The following is a 19,528-nucleotide window of genomic DNA, read 5'->3' as shown; positions in this document are numbered from 1 at the left end:
CCCGGTCTCCGTCCCGGGCCGCGACCCCGCAACGGCCCACCTCCCCGGCCCGCACCCCGTCTCCGCCCGCAATCCAACCCCCAGCACGTCCATCACACCCCACCCCAGCCGGCCCATGCCCCCGTTGCCGCTCAGCCTCGCTCCCAGCCCGCACGGACCCCAGTCCCACACGGCCGTACCCCCAAAGCCCGCCCAAGCCTCGTTCCCTCATCCACTCCCACCCAGCCACCTATCCCACCGTCTCCCCAGCACCCTCACCCGCCTCCCGCCCCCCCGCCCCCCCGCCAAGCAGCCCTCCACCGCCCCTCCCCCACCGCCCCCACAGCCCGCGCCTTCGCCACGCAGTGCACCGGCAGCAGGCTCAGCCCCCAGCCTCCCGCGACGACCGCTCCCTCCAGCGCCCCGGCGTCGGGCAGCACGGCGAGCCTCACCACGGCCCACCACCACACCGCGCCCAGTCCCAGGCCGAGCCCGAGAACGGCCCCCCGCCCCACTATTCGTCCCGCCATGGCCGTCACCTCCAGCCCGATCCTCGCGCCGAGTCCACCCACGACATCAGTCCACGACATCCGTAAGTCCGCGCGTCTGCGGACCGGACCGCGTACCTCCGAAGAGGACGACGCTAAGCGCCCACCCGCACCCCCGGCAGGGCGCACGGATGCCACACCGGCGCATCACCCGGGCCGACCGCCTCCCGCAGGCACCCTGCGCCCCGCGCCCCACACCGCTCCCACCCCACAAGGGCCGTCACGCGTTCTCCGCCTGGAACATCCAATGGTGCTTCTCCAGATCGGCGGTGATCCCGATGAAGATGTCCTGGCTCACCGGATCCGCCTCACCCGTGGCAGCCACCCGTTCCCTCATCCGGGTGATCACCGCCCCCAGCGCGGCGACCAGCGCCCCGACCGCGTCGGAGTCCTTGATCCACCCCGCCGACACCGCACCGATCCCGCTGCCGGCGGCCACCGTCACCGCTCGCCCGTCCGGTGAGACGCCCAGCGCCGAGGCCCGCTCGGCCACGGTGTCGGAGTGCGCGCGAGCGACGTCCACGACCTCGTCGAGCTGGAGGTGAACGGACCGGAAGCGGGGCCCGACGACGTTCCAGTGGACCTGCTTGGCGACGAGCGACAGGTCGATCAGATCGACGAGCGCGCCTTGCAACGCCTCGGAGACGGTCTTCAGATCGGCGTCGGACAGGGGACTTTTCACGACGTACATCCGTAACCTCCGTACCCCCGGTGATCGGCAGCCCCCGCCGTGCCCGTGCCCCTCCACGATGACCTCGGTGCCCGACACCGGCAAACGGACCTCACGCCGAAGACGCGAAAAACCCCGGCCGCACCTTCCCCGGGTCTCCCCGGAGAAGCCCCGGCCGGGGCTTCACACGCCTACACGCATGCTGACACGCGTGCCTGCATGGGCCTACGCCGCGACCACGTCCACCGCCTCGGCGGGCGCCTTGATGGTCACCCGCTCCGGTGGCACACCGGTCACCGACACGGAACCCAGCATCGGACGAACCGACGTGGGCACAGGCTCGCTGGGGGTGGCCGCAGCCGACTGGGCCAGCTCGGCGAGGGCGAGCTCGTCGCTCACTTCCCGCATGAGCTCGGACATCCGTACGTCCAGCGCGTCGCAGATGGCGGAGAGCAGCTCGGAGGATGCCTCCTTCTGCCCCCGCTCCACCTCGGAGAGATAGCCGAGTGAGACTCGGGCGGACGAGGAGACTTCGCGCAGAGTACGGCCCTGGCGCTGGCGCTGCCGACGCAGCACGTCACCCAGCAGGCGACGGAGCAGAATCATCGGTGGCTCCCTCCTCGGACCGCGTAGCCGCATCCTTCACGCCCCACCGTACCGCCTTGCGCTGCGGCCGTGCGGGGAGCGATGTCGTGTTCACTCAGGGCTGCAAACATCAAAACCCCCCGTTCTGTTCCGTATCCTGTGCCCGCTCGTTCCCGGTCTGTTCGCCCGCAAGCTCTGTCAGGAGCAGTGCGAGTACGCTCCGTACACTCTCTCTACGAATTTCCGCCCGGTCGCCGTTCAACCGCAGGGCCTCCACTTTTCCGCCAGCGGCGGAACCGGAATCCGTCCCGAACGGCCCGTCCACGGCCACGAAGACCGTGCCCACGGGCTGTCCGTCTTGTGGGTCGGGGCCGGCGACGCCGGTGGTCGCGACGCCCCAGTCGGCGCCGAGCGCCTTGCGTACGCCGACCGCCATCTGGGCCGCGACCTGCGCGTCCACCGCACCGCGGGCCTCGAGCAGACCGGCGTCGACACCGAGGAGTTCGTGCTTGAGCTCGGTGGCGTACGCGGTGACCGACCCGCGGAACACCCTGGACGCTCCGGGCACCGATGTGATCTCCGCCGCGACCAGACCACCGGTCAGCGACTCGGCCACGGCAAGCGTGGATCCGCTCACCGTGAGTAGTCGCACCACGTCGGCGGCCGGGGAACTCACGCTTCCGTCTCCTCCAACGCCGCCTTGCGCTCGGCGATTCCCTGCCTGCGCAGCACAATGGCCTGTCTCACATAGTCGAGCCCGGTCACCACGGTCAGGACGACCGCCGCGGCCATGACCCACCACCTCAGGGTGGCCAGCCAGCCCGTCAGCGCCAGGACGTACATCCCGACCGCCACGCCCTGCGTGAGCGTCTTCAGCTTGCCGCCCCGGCTCGCCGGGATGACGCCGTACCGGATGACAAGAAAACGCAGCAGCGTGATCCCGAGTTCCCGGCCGAGGATCACGATCGTCACCCACCACGGCAGGTCGCCGAGCGAGGAGAGGCAGATCAGCGCCGCTCCCATGATCGCCTTGTCGGCGATGGGGTCGGCGATCTTCCCGAAGTCGGTGACGAGGTTGTACGCCCGTGCCAGGTGCCCGTCGAACAGGTCGGTGATCATGGCGATCGCGAAGGCCGCCCAGGCGAGGGAGCGCCACGCCGGGTCGTAGCCGCCGTCGGCCAGCATCAGCGCGACGAAGCCGGGGACCAGGACCAGCCGCAGCATCGTCAGAAAATTGGCGATGTTCCAGACGCTCGCCTGGTTGACGGCGGCGGCCGCCAGCTTCGCGCCCCGTGGCGGCCTGCCGGCGCACTCCGGATCGGCGCTCGCGGCGACGTCGGCGGACCCGCCGGAAGGCGCCGCCACGGTCTTCTCGTCGGCCCTCGCGGCCGATGCCGGCGAGGAGCCGCCCGCAGCCGATGCCGGAACACCCGTCATCTGCCCGCCTCCTCACTACACCCGAACGAACCCTGCGACGAACCGTGCAGTGAGCCCGGCAGGGGCTCGGCCACCAGGTCGACGCCTTCCGTGCCGACCACCTTCGCCTCGACCATACGGCCGACGCTCAGACCTGCGCCCGATGTGAGCAGCACCTGGCCGTCCGTCTCCGGGGCCTGGTGCTCGCCGCGGCCGTGCACGCCCTCGTCGTCCACCGACTCCACGAGTACGTGCACGGTCTCACCCACCCGTTCCTCGGCCCGCTGGGAGACGAGTTCCTCGGCGAGCCGGGAGATCCGGGCGAGCCGCTCGGCCACGACGTCCACGTCGAGCTTGTCGTCGTAGGTCGCGGCCTCGGTGCCGTCCTCGTCGGAGTAGCCGAAGACGCCGATCGCGTCCAGCCGCGCGCCGTTCAGGAAGCGCTCCAGCTCGGCCAGGTCGGCCTCGGACTCACCGGGGAAGCCGACGATGAAGTTGGAGCGCACGCCCGCCTGGGGCGCCTTGCTCCGGATGGTGTCGAGCAGTTCCAGGAAGCGGTCGGTGTCGCCGAAGCGGCGCATCGCGCGCAGCACGCCGGGCGCGGAGTGCTGGAAGGAGAGGTCGAAGTAGGGCGCGATCTTCGGCGTGGAGGTCAGGACGTCGATCAGACCGGGACGCATCTCGGCCGGCTGGAGGTAGCTGACGCGCACCCGCTCCAGGCCGTCGACCTCGGCGAGCTCGGGCAGCAGCGACTCCAGCAGCCGGATGTCGCCGAGGTCCTTGCCGTAGGACGTGTTGTTCTCGGAGACCAGCATGATCTCCTTGACGCCCTGCTCGGCCAGCCAGCGCGTCTCGTTCAGCACGTCGCTCGGCCGGCGCGAGATGAAGGAGCCGCGGAAGGACGGGATGGCGCAGAAGGAGCAGCGCCGGTCGCAGCCGGAGGCGAGCTTGACCGAGGCGACGGGGGCGCCGTCCAGTCGTCGGCGCAGGGGTGCGCGCGGGCCGGACTGCGGGGCCAGGCCCTCGGGCAGGTCCGTGGGCGCGCCGTGCCCGGGCAGGGCCACGTCCGTCGCGGACTGTCGCTCGGCGGGGCTGATCGGCAGCAGCTTGCGCCGGTCGCGCGGGGTGTGGGAGGCGTGGATGCCGCCGTTCAGGATGGTCTGGAGGCGGTCGGAGATGTCGGCGTAGTCGTCGAAGCCGAGCACGCCGTCGGCTTCGGGGAGAGCCTCGGCGAGCTCCTTTCCGTACCGCTCGGCCATGCAGCCCACCGCCACGACGGCCTGGGTTCTGCCATGCCCCTTGAGGTCGTTGGCCTCCAGCAGGGCGTCGACGGAGTCCTTCTTGGCGGCGTCGACGAAACCGCAGGTGTTGACGACGGCGACGTCCGCGTCCTCGGCGTCCTCCACGAGGTGCCAGCCGTCCGCCTCCAAGCGGCCTGCGAGCTCCTCCGAGTCCACCTCGTTACGGGCGCAGCCAAGGGTGACGAGTGCGACGGTACGGCGTTCAGGCATGGGCTCAAGACTACTTTGTCCCACCGACAGCGAACGTCGACGGGGTTGGCGAAGATCGCCAACCCCGTACACCCGAAGGCCCGCCCGGCTCATCCGGCCTGCGGATCGCCCTTGGTGTAGGTCAGGCGCTCCACCGCGCCGGGCTGGAAGTCGTCGTCGAGTTTCTTGCCGTTGACGTACAGATCGATCGCGCCGGCGTCGCCGAGCACGAGGTTGATCTTCTCGCTGTCCTGGAAGGTCTTGGAGTCGCCCTGCTTGAGCAGGCCGTCGAAGAGCAGGCGGCCGTTGTGGTCCTTGGCGGAGATCCAGCTGCGCCCGTCGGGGGCGGTGACCTGGACGGTCACCTTGTCCTGGGGGGCCGCGGCGATGGCGCTGTCGGAGGGTTCCGGCTTCTCGCCGACGGGTTTGTCGGTCTTCGGCGTGGGCGAGGCGGTCTTGCCGGCCGCCGGTGTGGCGCCCTCGGCGACCTGTTGCTTCGTGCCGCCGTCGTCGCCGCCCTTGAACGCGGTGAAGCCGACGAAGCCGACGACCGCGACGATCGCGGCGACCATGGCCGCGGTCCAGTTCGGCCCGCGCCGCTCGGGGCGGATACGTTCCGCCTCGAACATGGGCGCGGCCGGGGTCGGTGCGGGACGGCCGCCGTGGGTGGCGTCGTACCGGTCGATCAGCGGGGCGGGGTCGAGGTGGACGAACCTGGCCAGGGTCCGGATGTGCCCGCGCGCGTAGACGTCGCCGCCGCAGGGGGCGAAGTCGTCCGACTCGATGGCGTGGACGATGGCGATACGGACCCGGGTGGCGGAACTGACGTCGTCGACGGTCAGCCCGGCCGCGATGCGCGCCTGCTGCAGGGCGCGGCCGATGGAGAAGGAGGCTTCCTCGGACGGGTCTTCGAAGGGACGCTCGTCTTCAGGGGAGTTGCCGATGGACACGGGGGCGCCTTTCGAGCGTGTAGCCACCTGTGCTGGAAGTTCAGTCTAGGGGGGGTGCCGAAGGGAGGGGCAACCGGGCGGTACGACTTTGTACGCCATCGGTATGGCCGGACACGCCGATGACGGGCCGGTTACGGCCCCGGCGGGGAGCCGCACCTGTCCTCTCGCTCAACTTGACGTACGCCAAAGGGAAACGGTTGCCCATCTCTCTCTAACGGGTGAGTCACGGCCGAGGGCCGCTCCCCACCCTGACGTCTACCCCGCAGAGTCCCCTCGGATCACGGCGAGCACGCCGTCCAACTCGTCCGGCTTCACGAGAACGTCTCGCGCCTTGGAGCCCTCGCTGGGACCGACGATGTTCCGCGACTCCATGAGGTCCATCAGCCGGCCGGCCTTGGCGAAGCCGACCCGCAGCTTGCGCTGGAGCATGGACGTCGACCCGAACTGGGTGGAGACGACCAGCTCGGCCGCCTGGCACAGCAGGTCGAGGTCGTCGCCGATCTCCTCGTCGATCTCCTTCTTCTGCTTGGCGCCCACGGTGACGTCTTCCCGGAAGACCGGCGCCATCTGGTCCTTGCAGTGCTGGACGACGGCCGCGATCTCGTCCTCGGTGACGAAGGCGCCCTGCATACGGGTGGGCTTGTTCTGACCCATCGGCAGGTACAGCCCGTCGCCCTTGCCGATCAGCTTCTCGGCGCCGGGCTGGTCGAGGATGACGCGGCTGTCGGCGAGCGAGGAGGTGGCGAACGCCAGCCGCGAGGGCACGTTCGCCTTGATCAGACCGGTGACGACGTCGACCGACGGCCGCTGGGTGGCGAGCACCAGGTGGATGCCGGCCGCGCGCGCGAGCTGCGTGATGCGCACGATGGAGTCCTCGACGTCCCTCGGCGCGACCATCATCAGGTCGGCGAGCTCGTCGACGATCACCAGCAGATACGGATAGGTCTTGAGCTCCCGCTCGCTGCCCTCGGGCGTCTTCAGCTTGCCGTCACGGATCGCCTGGTTGAAGTCGTCGATGTGCCTGTACCCGAACGCCGCGAGGTCGTCGTAGCGCAGATCCATCTCCCGTACGACCCACTGGAGGGCCTCGGCCGCCCGCTTCGGGTTGGTGATGATCGGCGTGATCAGGTGCGGGATGCCCTCGTACGCCGTCAGCTCGACGCGCTTGGGGTCGACGAGGACCATCCGGACGTCCTCGGGGGTCGCCCGGCACATGATCGACGTGATGAGGCAGTTGATGCACGACGACTTGCCCGAGCCGGTGGCGCCGGCCACGAGGATGTGCGGCATCTTCGCCATGTTCGCCATGACGTAGCCGCCCTCGACGTCCTTGCCGAGCGCGACGAGCATCGGGTGGTCGTCCTCGGCGGCGTCGGCGAGCCGCAGGACGTCGCCGACGTTGACCATCTCCCGGTCGGTGTTCGGGATCTCGATGCCGACCGCGGACTTGCCGGGGATCGGGCTGATGATCCGCACGTCGGGGCTGGCGACGGCGTAGGCGATGTTCTTGGTGAGCGCGGTGATCCGCTCGACCTTCACGGCGGGGCCGAGCTCGACCTCGTAGCGCGTGACCGTCGGCCCGCGGGTGAAGCCGGTGACGGCGGCGTCGACCTTGAACTCGGTGAAGACGTTGGTCAGCGAGGCGACGACGGCGTCGTTGGCCGCACTGCGCGCCTTGCCGGGGCCGCCGCGCTCCAGGAGGTCGAGCGAGGGCAGCGAGTAGGTGATGTCACCGGACAGCTGGAGCTGCTCGGCGCGCGGCGGCAGCTCGCGCATCTCCTCGGGGGCCGACTTGGTCAGGTCGGGTACCGCGCCGACCTTGAGCTTCTCCTGCTTGGGGCGGGAGGCCGGCGCCGGGACGGGCGTGGGCGTCGTCGGCTCCCGGTCGCCGAGGCCGACGCCCTGGGTGAGGTCGGCGACGATCGGCGAGGGCGGCATGCCGTGCAGGACCGCGCCGTCGAGGTCGGCCGCGGCCGCCGCGGCGATGTCCACCGCGTCCAACCGCCGGTCCATGGCCGGCTGCGGCACCGCGGAGCGCCGGGGGCGGCCGCGCCGCCGGGAGAGCGCCTCCTGCTCGGCGCTCTCGGGGTCGTACTCCTCGGGGGCGCCCGAGCGCCGTCGGGGGCGCCCGGGCAGCGCCTCGCGCCACTGGTCCTCGTAGCGCGCGCCGTCGTCGAACTCGTCGTACTCGTCCTCGGCCGGATCGTGCAGCACACCCAGCCGCACGCCGAGCTGACGCAGCCGCTGCGGGATGGCGTTGACCGGGGTCGCCGTGACGACCAGTAGCCCGAAGATCGTGAGCAGCACCAGCAGCGGTACGGCGAGGACCTCGCCCATCATGTACGTGAGCGGGGTCGCCGCGCCCCAGCCGATGAGCCCTCCGGCGTCCCTTATCGCCTGCATGCCGTCGCTGCGGGCGGGCGAACCGCAGGCGATGTGGACCTGGCCGAGCACGCCGATGACGAGCGCGGACAGGCCGATCACGATGCGCCCGTTGGCGTCGGGCTTCTCCGGGTGCCGGACGAAGCGTACGGCGATGACCGCCATGAGGATCGGCACGAGCAGGTCGAGCCGGCCGAAGGAGCCGGTGACCAGGATCTCGACGAGGTCGCCGACGGGACCGCGCAGGTCCGCCCAGGTGCCCGCGGCGACGATCAGCGCGACGCCGAACAGCAGCAGCGCGACGCCGTCCTTGCGGTGGGCCGGGTCGAGGTTCTTCGCGCCGTTCCCTATGCCGCGGAACACGGCGCCGACGGCGTGCGCCAGGCCGAGCCAGATGGCGCGGACGAGCCTGTAGATGCCCCCGGTCGGGCTGGGGGCCGGTGCGGGCGCGGGTTTCTTGGCCGCGGCTTTCTTGGCGGGCGCCTTCTTCGCCGGGGCCTTTTTCGCAGCGGCCTTCTTCGCCGGAGCCTTCGCGGGAGCAGCCGCCTTCTTGGCGGGCTGCTTCTTGGCTGCGGAGGGACGTGAGGCCATGGGTGTGAGGTTACCGGTGGAGACCACAACGGACACGTGTGCCTACTGCTTCACCCGTTCGTGTCGCCCTCACAGCGGCACGGAACTGACGCGTCCGCCGTGCGGGGAAGTGGAACTGACGCGTCCTCATGCACAACTCCTGGCGTGACACGCGTCAGTTCCGTTCACTCCTGTGAGCCCGGTCCAACCAGTTCGGTTCTGCGGGTTCAGTCCCGCGAGCTCAGTTCTGCGACGGCACAGAAGCCGTGCCGCTGCCGGTTCCCGGCTCCAGCGCGTCCAGCGCCCGGCGCAGGCCGGTGAGTTTGCGCTCCAGGTGCGCCGCGGTGGCCACCGCCGCCGCGTCCGCCGACTCGTCGTCCAACTGCTTGGACAGAGCCTCCGCCTGCTCCTCGACGGCCGCGAGCCGCGCAGAGAGCTCCGCGAGCAGCCCGGGCGACTCCTTGGCACCGCCGCCCGCCGAGGTCTTGCCGCCACCGCCCTCCAACTGAAGCCGCAGCAGCGCCGCCTGCTCGCGCAGCTGACAGTTCTTCATGTACAGCTCGACGAACACCGAGACCTTCGCGCGCAGCACCCACGGGTCGAACGGCTTGGAGATGTAGTCCACCGCACCCGCCGCGTAGCCACGGAAGGTGTGGTGCGGCCCGTGGTTGATCGCGGTGAGGAAGATGATCGGGATGTCCCTGGTGCGCTCTCGACGCTTGATGTGCGCGGCCGTCTCGAATCCATCCATTCCCGGCATCTGGACGTCCAGCAGAATGACCGCGAAGTCGTCCGTCAGCAGTGCTTTGAGCGCCTCTTCCCCGGACGATGCCCGCACCAGCGTCTGATCGAGCGCAGAGAGGATCGCCTCCAGCGCCAGCAGATTCTCCGGCCGGTCATCGACCAGGAGGATCTTGGCCTTCTGCACCATGGCCCGCCCTCCTCGCCCCGGCAGTGCACCGGGCGCCGCCCCTGGGGACGACTCCTTTGCGCCGCCCTTCCTTGTGCCGGTCATGGTAGCCGCACCCCGACCGTCGCCACACCCTGTCACCGTGATGTCACTGTGCACGTAGCAGGAACGTGAGCGAAGACCAGAAGGTTCCCCGATTTCCGCCCCGCTACACGGCGACGGCCACCCTGAGTCAGCAACTCCGAGCACACCCCGAAGGTTCCCGTCACTCCGCAGTCCTCCTCACGCGTCCCCCATCCACTGCCGCATCACGGACAGCAGGTGATCCGGGTCGACCGGCTTCGTCACATAGTCGGAGGCGCCGGACTCGATCGCCTTCTCCCGGTCGCCCTTCATCGCCTTCGCGGTCAACGCGATGATCGGCAGCCCGGAGAACTGCGGCATGCGCCGGATCGCCGTCGTCGTCGCGTAGCCGTCCATCTCGGGCATCATGATGTCCATCAGGACGACCGCCACGTCGTCGTGCTGCTCCAGGACCTCGATGCCCTCCCGGCCGTTCTCCGCGTACAGCACCGACAGGCCGTGCTGCTCCAGGACGCTGGTCAGCGCGAACACGTTGCGGATGTCGTCGTCGACGATCAGCACCTTCTCGCCGACGAACCGGATGCCCACACGCGCGTGCCCCTCCGTCTGCTGCCCGCGGGCCGGCCACTGCTCCGGCTGCCCCACCTGCTCGCCGCCGCTCACCAGCCGGCGCCGGCGCCGGAAGAGGGCCGCCGGGCCGTTCTGCGCGTCCTGGTAGGACTTGACCTCGGCCGGCATCGCGATCTCCGCCTCGGACAGCTCCGACAGTTCGCGCGCCCCGTTCTCCGAGGCCACCAGGTCGCCGGCCTCCAGGGCGGGCACGACCTGCTGGTAGCCCTGCGGCGGCAGCTCGCTCGGGTGCAGCGGCAGATACAGCGTGAACGTGGAACCGCGGCCCGGCTCGCTCTGCGCGTGGATCTCACCGCCGAGCAACTGCGCGATCTCCCGCGAGATCGACAGCCCGAGGCCCGTGCCGCCGTACTTGCGGCTGGTCGTGCCGTCCGCCTGCTTGAACGCCTCGAAGATCACCCGCATCTTGCTGGCCGCGATCCCGATGCCCGTGTCGGTCACCGAGAACGCGATCAGCGGCGCGTCGGCGTCGGTCAGCGAACCTGCCTCCAACAACTGCTCCCGGATCGCCACCGGCACCTCCGCCCCGGCCGGCCGGATGACCAGCTCGACCGACCCGGAGTCGGTGAACTTCACCGCGTTGGACAGCAGGTTGCGCAGCACCTGCAAGAGCCGCTGCTCGTCCGTGTGCAGCGTGGCCGGCAGCTCCGGCGAGACCCGCACGGACAGATCGAGGCCCTTCTCGGCGGTCAGCGGCCGGAAGGTCGCCTCCACGTAGTCCACGAGCTGCACGAGCGCGATCCGCGTCGGCGAGACGTCCATCTTGCCCGCCTCGACCTTCGACAGGTCGAGGATGTCGTTGATCAGCTGGAGCAGGTCGGAGCCGGCCCCGTGGATCGTCTCGGCGAACTCGACCTGCTTCGGCGAGAGGTTGCCCTCCGCGTTGTCGGCGAGCAGCTTGGCCAGGATCAGCAGCGAGTTGAGCGGGGTGCGCAGCTCGTGCGACATGTTGGCGAGGAACTCGCTCTTGTAGCGCATCGACACCGCGAGCTGCTCGGCGCGCTCCTCCAGGACCTGCCGCGCCTCCTCGATCTCGGTGTTCTTCACCTCGATGTCGCGGTTCTGCTGGGCCAACAGCTCGGCCTTCTCCTCCAGTTCGGCGTTGGACGCCTGAAGGGCCTTCTGCCGCTGCTCCAACTCCGCCGACCGCTCCCGCAGTTGCTCGGTCAGCTCCTGCGACTGCTTCAGCAGCTGCTCCGTCTTGGTGTTGACGGAGATCGTGTTGACGCTGGTCGCGATCATCTCGGCGAGCTGGTTGAGGAAGTCCTTCTGGATCTGTGTGAAGGGCGTGAACGACGCCAGCTCGATCACCCCGAGCACCTTGCCCTCGAACAGCACCGGCAGCACGATCACCTGCGCGGGCGGCGCCTCGCCGAGCCCCGAGGAGATCTTCAGATAGCCGCTCGGGGCGTTCGCCACGAGGATCGTGCGCTTCTCCTCGGCGGCCGTCCCCACCAGCGCCTCACCCGGCCGGAACGACGTCGGCATGGAGCCCATCGAGTAGCCGTACGAGCCCAGCATCCGCAGCTCGTACTGATCGAGGTCGCCGTCGGCCGGCTGCATCGCCAGGAAGAACGCGCCGTGCTGCGCGGCCACCAGGGGTGGCAGTTCGCTCATGATCAGCGAGGCCACGTCCTGAAGGTCGCGCCGACCCTGCATCAAGGCGGACACGCGCGCGAGGTTGCCCTTGAGCCAGTCCTGCTCCTTGTTGGCGATCGTGGTGTCACGCAGGTTGGCGATCATCTTGTTGATGTAGTCCTGGAGTTCCTGGATCTCCCCGGACGCGTCCACGTCGATCTTCAGGTTCAGGTCGCCGCGGGTCACCGCGGTCGCCACGCGCGCGATGGCACGCACCTGCCGGGTCAGGTTCCCGGCCATCTCGTTCACGGACTCGGTGAGGTCGCGCCAGGTGCCGTCGACGTCACGCACGCGTGCCTGTCCGCCGAGCTGCCCCTCCGTGCCCACTTCGCGCGCGACCCGGGTGACCTCCTCGGCGAAGGACGACAGCTGGTCGACCATCGTGTTGATGGTCGTCTTCAGCTCGAGGATCTCCCCGCGCGCATCGATGTCGATCTTCTTCGTCAGGTCGCCCTTGGCGATGGCCGTCGTGACCATGGCGATGTTGCGCACCTGACCGGTCAGGTTGGACGCCATGCCGTTCACCGAGTCGGTGAGGTCCTTCCACGTGCCCGCCACACCCGGCACATGCGCCTGACCGCCCAGGATGCCGTCCGTGCCCACCTCACGGGCCACCTTGGTGACCTGCTCGGCGAACGAGCTCAGCGTCTTCACCATGGTGTTGAAGGTGTCGGCGAGCTGCTGGACCTCACCGCGCGCCTCGATCGTCACCGTCCGCGTCAGGTCGCCGTTGGCGACGGCCGCCGCGACCTGGGAGATGTTGCGCACCTGCATGGTCAGGTTCTTGGCCATCAGGTTGACGTTGTCGGTGAGGTCCTTCCAGATGCCCGTGACGCCCGACGCATGCGCCTGACCGCCCAGGATGCCCTCGGTGCCCACCTCACGGGCCACCCGGGTCACCTGCTCGGCGAACGACGACAGCTGGTCCACCATCGTGTTGACGGTGGTGACGAGCTCGAGGATCTCGCCCTTGGCGTCGACGGTGATCTTCTTCGACAGATCGCCCTTGGCGACCGCGGTCGTGACCTCGGCGATCTGACGCACCTGGATGGTCAGGTTGTTCGCCATGAAGTTGACGGACTGCGTGAGGTCCTTCCAGGTGCCGGAGACTCCCTGCACCTCGGCCTGTCCGCCGAGCTGCCCCTCCGTGCCCACCTCACGGGCCACGCGGGTGACCTCCTGGGCGAACGACGACAGCTGGTCGACCATCGTGTTCAGGGTGTTCTTCAGCTCCAGGATCTCCCCGCGCGCGTCCACGGTGATCTTCTGGGAGAGGTCACCGCGGGCCACCGCGGTGGCGACCTGGGCGATGTTGCGCACCTGTGCGGTGAGGTTGCCCGCCATGCCGTTCACGGAGTCCGTCAGGTCACGCCACACACCGGCCACACCGGGCACCTGCGCCTGGCCGCCCAGCCGCCCCTCGGTGCCCACGTCCCGCGCCACCCGGGTCACCTGGTCGGCGAAGGCCGACAGCTGGTCGACCATCGTGTTGATGGTGTTCTTCAGCTCCAGGATCTCGCCGCGCGCGTCGACGTCGATCTTCTGCGAGAGGTCGCCCCGGGCGACGGCCGTCGTCACCTGCGCGATGTTGCGCACCTGCGAGGTCAGGTTCCCGGCCATGGAGTTCACGGAGTCCGTGAGCTCCTTCCAGGTGCCCGAGACGCCGTCCACGCGCGCCTGACCGCCCAGCCGGCCCTCGGTTCCCACGTCCCGGGCCATCCGGGTCACCTGGTCGGCGAACGACGACAGCTGGTCCACCATCGTGTTCACGGTGTTCTTCAGCTGGGCCATCTCGCCGGAGACGTCCACCGTGACCTTCTGCGACAGGTCCCCGTTGGCCACCGCCGTGGTGACCTGCGCGATGTTCCTCACCTGTCCGGTGAGATTCCTGAACGCCGTGTTGACGGAGTCCGTCAGGTCCTTCCACGTGCCGGCCGCGCCCGACACCTGCGCTTGCCCGCCCAGCTCACCCTCGACCCCGATCTCCCGCGCCACCCGCGTGACCTCGGCGCCGAAGGCCGACAGCTGGTCCACCATCCCGTTGACGGTGTTCTTCAGCTCCAGCATCTCGCCGGCCACGTCCACCGTGACCTTCTGCGACAGATCGCCGCTGGCCACAGCGGTCGTCACGGCCGCGATGTCCCGCACCTGGGTGGTGAGATTGCGGAACACGGTGTTGACGGAGTCCGTCAGGTCCTTCCACGTGCCGGCCGCGCCCGGCACGTTCGCCTGGCCGCCCAGCTGCCCCGCGGCCCCGACCTCGTTGGCGACGCGCGTGACCTCGTCCGCGAAGATCCGCAGCGTCTCGGTCATCTGGTTGATCGTCTCGGCGAGCTGCGCGACCTCACCGCGCGCCGGCACGGTCACCTTCCGCGACAGGTCACCGTTGGCGACCGCCGTCATCACCTCGGAGACACCGCGCACCTGGGCCGTCAGATTGCCGGCCATGGTGTTCACCGAATCGGTGAGTTCCTTCCACACACCGTCGACACCCGTCACCTGGGCCTGCCCGCCCAGCATGCCGTCGGTGCCCACCTCGCGCGCGACCCGGGTCACCTCGGACGAGAACGCGGAGAGCTGGTCCACCATCGTGTTGACGGTGTTCTTCAGCTCGAGCATCTCGCCCTCGACGTGAACCGTCACCTTCCGTGACAGATCACCCTTGGCCACGGCCGTCGTCACCAGCGCGATGTCCCGCACCTGCGCCGTCAGCCGGTACGCCATCGTGTTGACGGACTCCGTGAGGTCCTTCCACGAACCCGACATACCGCGCACCTGGGCCTGCCCGCCCAACTTGCCCTCGGTGCCCACCTCACTGGCCACCCGCGTGACCTCGTCGGTGAACGTCGACAGCTGGTCGACCAGGTTGTTGACCGTCCGCCCGACCTTCAGGAACTCCCCGCGCAGCGGATGTCCGGTTCCCTCCGGCGTGTGCGTCCTGAGCTCCATACGCGGCGACAGATCGCCCTCGGCCACCGCCGACAGCACCCGCCCGACCTCGGACACCGGCCGCACGAGGTCGTCGACCAGCGCGTTCGAGTTGTCGATCGCGGTCGCCCAGGAGCCCTCGCAGGCGCCCGTCTCCAGCCGCTCGGTGAGCTTGCCCTCCCGTCCGACCATGCGACGTACGCGCGAGAGTTCACCCGTGAGGTGGAGATTACGGTCCGCCACCTCGTTGAACACGGCGGCGATCTCCGACATCACGCCGTCGCCGGACACCGTCAGCCGCTTGCGGAAGTTCCCGTCCCGCATGGACACCAGAGCAACCAGCAGCCGGTCCAGGGCAGCCGTGTCCACGACGGTCGTCCCGCCGCGTGGTGAGCGCTGCCTGCTAGGGGACTGTCCGCCTTTCGCGCGCGTCTTAGTGCCCCGCGTCGCTGCGCCAGACTCCACTTGTCCCTCCCGCAGGGATCGACCGTTACCGCTGTGCCTGGGTACTGCTGCCCGCCGTGCCTGTTGCCACCGGGTTTTCCGCCTGATGAAACCAGCCCGACCCGGAAGGCTGCTGCCCCCTGTGCTCAGAAGACACCCAGTCTGCCCGGACCTTCACAAGAAGCTTGCCCAGTGTTTCACCCTTGCCGAACCAGGCCATAACAGTTCGGCAGCTTCGCACATCGTCCGCACACCCTCGGCGGAAACACTTGGTGACCGGCATCCGCACGGACCGGGAAGGTAAGTAACCTTGCATGCGGCTGTCCAGCCACACCGGTCCGACCGGTCTGGGCGGTGGCACGAGCACGAGCGGGCATCGGAGGGGCGGCCGCACACATGACCACCGGACTGATCCCGGGGGGACAGACCCCGGACCCCCGGCCTTCAAACACGCGCCCACCGCAGCAACGGCGCGACCAGACCGGCCCGGGAGCCCTGCACGTCGACGACCGGCCGAGGAGTTCAGTGATCACCGCGCGCGCGGCTGCCAGTTTCGAGCCCGTGGGGCGATCGGTGGCGACCGCCCGCTCCTTCGTCCGCGACACCCTCCAGGGCTGGGGCTTCGCCGACATCGTCGACGACGCCGTGGTCCTGACCAGTGAACTGGTGACCAACGCGGTCGTCCACGCGGGCACCCACGCCGAAGTCCTGTGTCTGCGCAGCGACGACGGCGTACGCGTCGAGGTGGCCGACCGGTATCCCGAGCGCGAGATCCCCCTTCAGGGCTCCCTCGCCACCATGGGCAGCCCAGACCGCGAAGGCGGCCGCGGCCTCCAGCTCTGCGCGGCCATCGCCGGCCGCTGGGGCGTCGAGTACACCCCCACCCACAAACAGGTCTGGTTCCAACTCGAGCTCCCCGAACGCCCGGTGGGCACCCGCGCGGCCGGCCCGTCCCTCCCGGCCAACCTCCTCCCGATCGCCGACAGCCGGGTACGCGTGGCGGTCGTCCAGATCGACCGGGCGGCCGCCGTCTCGGCGTGGAACGAGGACGCCGAGGAACTCTTCGGCTACCCGGCCGACCAGGTCACCGGCAAGCCCCTCACCGACATCGCCGCCTGGCCGCACACCCCCGGCACCAGCACAGGCATCGTGGAGGCCCTCCAACTCTCCCGCTGGGAGGGCAGCTACGGCATCCGCGGCGCCGACGGCCGTGTCACCCCCGTGTACGCCTCCCACCTCCGCGTCCGTGACACCGACGGCGAGCCCTCCACGGTCTGCCTGCTCGTCCGCGACCACGAACGCGCGGTCCTCCAGACGCCGTTGCGCGTCCCGGCCTCCGACCCGCCCGTCGGCTCCGACGGCCAGAGCACCGACCCCTTCGAGGTGTTCATCGGCTCCCCGGCCCCGGACGACCTCGACGGCCTCCTCCAGCGCACAGTGGAACGCGCCCGCGACATGCTCGACGCCGACTCCGCCTTCCTCCTCCTGGCGACCGACGACGAGACCGAGTTGGAGGTCCGTGCCTCCACAGGTCTGCCCTCCGCCCGCCAGCGCTTCGCGCGCGTGCCCGTAGAGGCAGGCCCCGGCCGCTACGGCTCGGCCCGCATGCCGGCCGTCCACGAGGACCTCCTGGCCGTCCCCGGCGCCGTTCCCCTGCTGAGCGGCACAGGCATGCGCTCGGTCGTCACGGTCCCCCTGAAGGTCGAAGGCCGCCTCACCGGCTCCCTCGGCGTCGCGGCCGAGGCCCCCGGCCGCTACTCCAACGAGGAGGCCCTGCGCCTGCAGTTCGCGGCCGACCGCATCGCGCTGGCCGTGGAATCGGCCCGCCTGGGCGAGCTGGAACGCCTGCGCCGAGGCTCCCTCAGCTTCCTCGTCGAAGCCTCCGACCTCCTCGCCGGCACCCTCGACCGCGACCAGACCCTGGCCCTGATGGCCCAGATGACAGTCCCCACCCTCGCCACCTGGTGCGCCGTCTACACCATCGCCGACCAGGCCTCCGACCCGTACCTCTCGTACGTCCTGCACGAGGACGAGGAACTCATCGACGGCATCAAGTCGTTGCTCTCGAAGATCGCACCCCCGGACCCGGTCCCCACCCCCGGCGCCCGCGTCTGGGCGGCACCCGCCGAGGCGGCTCATGACGCGGCCCTGCGCAGCTCCATGCGCAGCCTCGGCCTGACCGGCGGTCCCACCCACCAGGTCTCCTCGGGCATCGGCCCCACCCTCGCCACCGCCTCCGCAGTCGGCGGCGAGACGGTCGTCCTTCCTCTGGTCGCCCGCAACCGCGTCATCGGCATGCTGACCCTCGGCAAGCCCACCGACGAACACTTCCGCCAGGAAATTCTGGAACTGGCCGAGGACTTGAGCCGCCGAGCGGCCCTCGCCCTCGACAACGCCCGCCTCTACTCCGAGCGCACGGCCATCAGCCAGTCCCTCCAGCGCAGCCTGCTGCCCCCGGAACTCCCCGAGATCGACGGCGTCGAGGTCGAGGTCATCTACCGCGCTGCCGGCGAGGGCAACGAGGTCGGCGGCGACTTCTACGACGTCTTCCCCATCAGCGACGGCGCATACGGCTTCGCCATCGGCGACGTCTGCGGCACCGGCCCGAACGCGGCAGCGGTGACGGGCCTGGCCAGGCACGCGTTGCGCCTCCTGGCGAGAGAAGGCCTCAGCGGCCCGGCCGTCCTCGAACGCCTCAACTCGGCCATCCTCGACGAGGGCGCCCGCAGCCGCTTCCTGACCCTCCTCTACGGCGAGATGCGCCCCCAGGAGGACGGCAGCGCCGAGCTGAAGGTGGTCTGCGCCGGCCATCCGCTCCCCCTCCGCCTCCGCCAGGACGGCACGGTCGAGCCCGCCGCCGAGCCGCAGCCCCTCCTCGGCGTCATCGAGGACCTGGAGCTCTACGAGCAGACGATCACCCTCGACCCGGGCGACGTCCTGCTCTGCGTCACGGACGGCGTCACCGAACGCCGCGAGGGCACCCGCATGCTCGGCGACGACGGCCTCGCCGACGTCCTCACGGCCTGCACGGGCCTCACGGCCGGCGCGGTCGCCGCCCGCATCATGCGCGCGGTGGAACGCTTCGCATCCGACGCCCCGTCCGACGACATGGCGATCCTGGCGATGCGGGTGGCATAAGCGGGACGGCACAAGAGGTACGGCATCAGAAAAGCCCCCGCCCGAAAGGGCGGAGGCTTTCTTTGTGGAGCCCCCTAACGGAATCGAACCGTTGACCTTCTCCTTACCATGGAGACGCTCTGCCGACTGAGCTAAGGGGGCCAGTCGCTTTTCGAGGTTTCCCTCGCGGCAACGGAATAGATCATACCCCGAACAGGCCGGTGTTCCCAAACCCGTTCAGAAGGCGGGCTGAAGCAGTCCGCCGAGCGCATCACAGGCCGACACGATCCGCTGCATGTCCCGCTTCGTCAACGAGGCGTCCACCGGCAGCGCCAGCGTCTCGTCAGCGGCCAGCTCGGTCGCCGGCAGCGACACACACCGCCTGAACTCGGGCAACCGGTGCAACGGAGTCCTGACCGGAACCCGGCAGTCGATGCCTCTCCCCCGCAACGCCCGAGCGAACGCATCCCGATCGGGCCGCCCGTTCCCCGGCACCCGCACGACGTACTGCTGATAGGTGTGCCCGTCCCCGCCGTCGGGCATCCGAACACCACGCAGCCGCCCGTCCAGATAGGCGGCCCGCTCCCGACGCTGCGCGATCTCGTCGTACGGCGCCTCGGACTCCCCCTGCTCCAAGACCAACAGCCCATGCCGCTGCCCGACCTCGTGCAACCGCCGGACATCCGCGGTCCGACCGAAACGGTGGACGACAACGACGGCCGCGGTACGGGGAGTTACGGTCGCCTCGACGGCGGCCGGATCAAGGCAGTAGGTCACCGGATCGACATCTGCGAACACCGGCAGCGCGCCCGCCAGGGCGACACCTCCGGCGACTTCCGCATTCCCGAAGGCCGGCACGATGACCTCGTCGCCGATTCCGACGCCTGCGGCCCTGAGCATTGCAGCAGTACTCATGCCGTGGATGCTGAGGGTGGAACATGAACTTCAAGTGACCACAAACAAAAAGGGTTGGACCCTGAACCGAAGTTCAGAGTCCAACCCTTTTGAATGATTGTTCGGCGGTGTCCTACTCTCCCACAGGGTCCCCCCTGCAGTACCATCGGCGCTGTAAGGCTTAGCTTCCGGGTTCGAAATGTAACCGGGCGTTTCCCTCACGCTATGACCACCGAAACACTATGAAACTGTGAATCTGCCGCACCATACCGTGACCATGGCATGGGGCCGTT

General features: G+C 69.6%; 12 protein-coding genes, 1 tRNA gene and 1 rRNA gene. 1 reads left to right on the top strand and 13 read right to left on the bottom strand.

From position 1 onward, the window contains the following. Positions 1-254: 254 nt before the first annotated feature. The 10 genes from AB0J04_RS11310 to AB0J04_RS11265 all read right to left on the bottom strand — a co-directional run bounded on the left by AB0J04_RS11310 (position 255) and on the right by AB0J04_RS11265 (position 15,245). The gene (locus AB0J04_RS11310; RefSeq protein ID WP_363168115.1) at positions 255-509 is read right to left on the bottom strand and encodes a hypothetical protein; all 255 of its coding nucleotides are present in this window, start codon (positions 507-509) and stop codon (positions 255-257) included. Between the two features lie 238 nt (positions 510-747). Continuing rightward, a complete protein-coding gene (locus AB0J04_RS11305) occupies positions 748-1,218 on the bottom strand; it encodes a DNA starvation/stationary phase protection protein (protein ID WP_363168114.1) in 471 nt (156 codons plus the stop codon). A gap of 204 nt (positions 1,219-1,422) precedes the next feature. After that, positions 1,423-1,803 (bottom strand): helix-turn-helix transcriptional regulator, encoded by a 381-nt coding sequence (locus AB0J04_RS11300; protein WP_015657463.1) that lies wholly within the window; start codon positions 1,801-1,803, stop codon positions 1,423-1,425. Positions 1,804-1,912: 109 nt separating this feature from the next. Then, positions 1,913-2,458 (bottom strand): CinA family protein, encoded by a 546-nt coding sequence (locus AB0J04_RS11295; protein WP_363168113.1) that lies wholly within the window; start codon positions 2,456-2,458, stop codon positions 1,913-1,915. Then, positions 2,455-3,219 carry a CDP-diacylglycerol--glycerol-3-phosphate 3-phosphatidyltransferase gene (gene pgsA, locus AB0J04_RS11290; protein ID WP_363168112.1) on the bottom strand — a complete coding sequence of 255 codons (765 nt, stop codon included), beginning with the start codon at positions 3,217-3,219 and terminating at the stop codon, positions 2,455-2,457. Before pgsA ends, AB0J04_RS11295 begins: the two co-directional genes overlap by 4 nt. Next, positions 3,216-4,709 (bottom strand): 30S ribosomal protein S12 methylthiotransferase RimO, encoded by a 1,494-nt coding sequence (rimO, locus tag AB0J04_RS11285; protein WP_363168111.1) that lies wholly within the window; start codon positions 4,707-4,709, stop codon positions 3,216-3,218. Before rimO ends, pgsA begins: the two co-directional genes overlap by 4 nt. A gap of 89 nt (positions 4,710-4,798) precedes the next feature. Then, positions 4,799-5,638, bottom strand: a complete 840-nt coding sequence (locus tag AB0J04_RS11280; protein ID WP_363168110.1) for a RodZ domain-containing protein — start codon at positions 5,636-5,638, stop codon at positions 4,799-4,801. A 255-nt stretch (positions 5,639-5,893) separates the two neighbouring features. Then, a complete protein-coding gene (locus AB0J04_RS11275; protein ID WP_363168109.1) occupies positions 5,894-8,611 on the bottom strand; it encodes a DNA translocase FtsK in 2,718 nt (905 codons plus the stop codon). Between the two features lie 220 nt (positions 8,612-8,831). Then, complete coding sequence (locus tag AB0J04_RS11270; RefSeq protein ID WP_363168108.1) at positions 8,832-9,521, bottom strand: response regulator; 690 nt, start codon at positions 9,519-9,521, stop codon at positions 8,832-8,834. Between the two features lie 261 nt (positions 9,522-9,782). Beyond that, positions 9,783-15,245, bottom strand: coding sequence for a HAMP domain-containing protein (locus AB0J04_RS11265; RefSeq protein ID WP_363168107.1), 5,463 nt, complete (start codon positions 15,243-15,245; stop codon positions 9,783-9,785). A 375-nt stretch (positions 15,246-15,620) separates the two neighbouring features. Here AB0J04_RS11265 and AB0J04_RS11260 point away from each other — a divergent pair, with 375 nt between their 5' ends. Continuing rightward, the gene (locus AB0J04_RS11260; RefSeq protein ID WP_363168106.1) at positions 15,621-18,362 is read left to right on the top strand and encodes a SpoIIE family protein phosphatase; all 2,742 of its coding nucleotides are present in this window, start codon (positions 15,621-15,623) and stop codon (positions 18,360-18,362) included. Between the two features lie 65 nt (positions 18,363-18,427). On the opposite strand, the gene AB0J04_RS11255 is transcribed toward AB0J04_RS11260, so the two are convergent. The 3 genes from AB0J04_RS11255 to rrf form a co-directional block, all read right to left on the bottom strand. Next, positions 18,428-18,503: transfer RNA gene (locus AB0J04_RS11255), tRNA-Thr, on the bottom strand. A 75-nt stretch (positions 18,504-18,578) separates the two neighbouring features. Continuing rightward, the gene (locus AB0J04_RS11250) at positions 18,579-19,241 is read right to left on the bottom strand and encodes a DegT/DnrJ/EryC1/StrS family aminotransferase (protein WP_363168180.1); all 663 of its coding nucleotides are present in this window, start codon (positions 19,239-19,241) and stop codon (positions 18,579-18,581) included. Between the two features lie 114 nt (positions 19,242-19,355). Beyond that, positions 19,356-19,472 (bottom strand): 5S ribosomal RNA (rrf, locus tag AB0J04_RS11245). Positions 19,473-19,528: the final 56 nt, after the last annotated feature.

The sequence above is a fragment of the Streptomyces sp. NPDC050263 genome (assembly GCF_040655955.1).
GTDB lineage: Bacteria > Actinomycetota > Actinomycetes > Streptomycetales > Streptomycetaceae > Streptomyces.
This window is presented reverse-complemented; position numbering and strand designations above follow the sequence as displayed.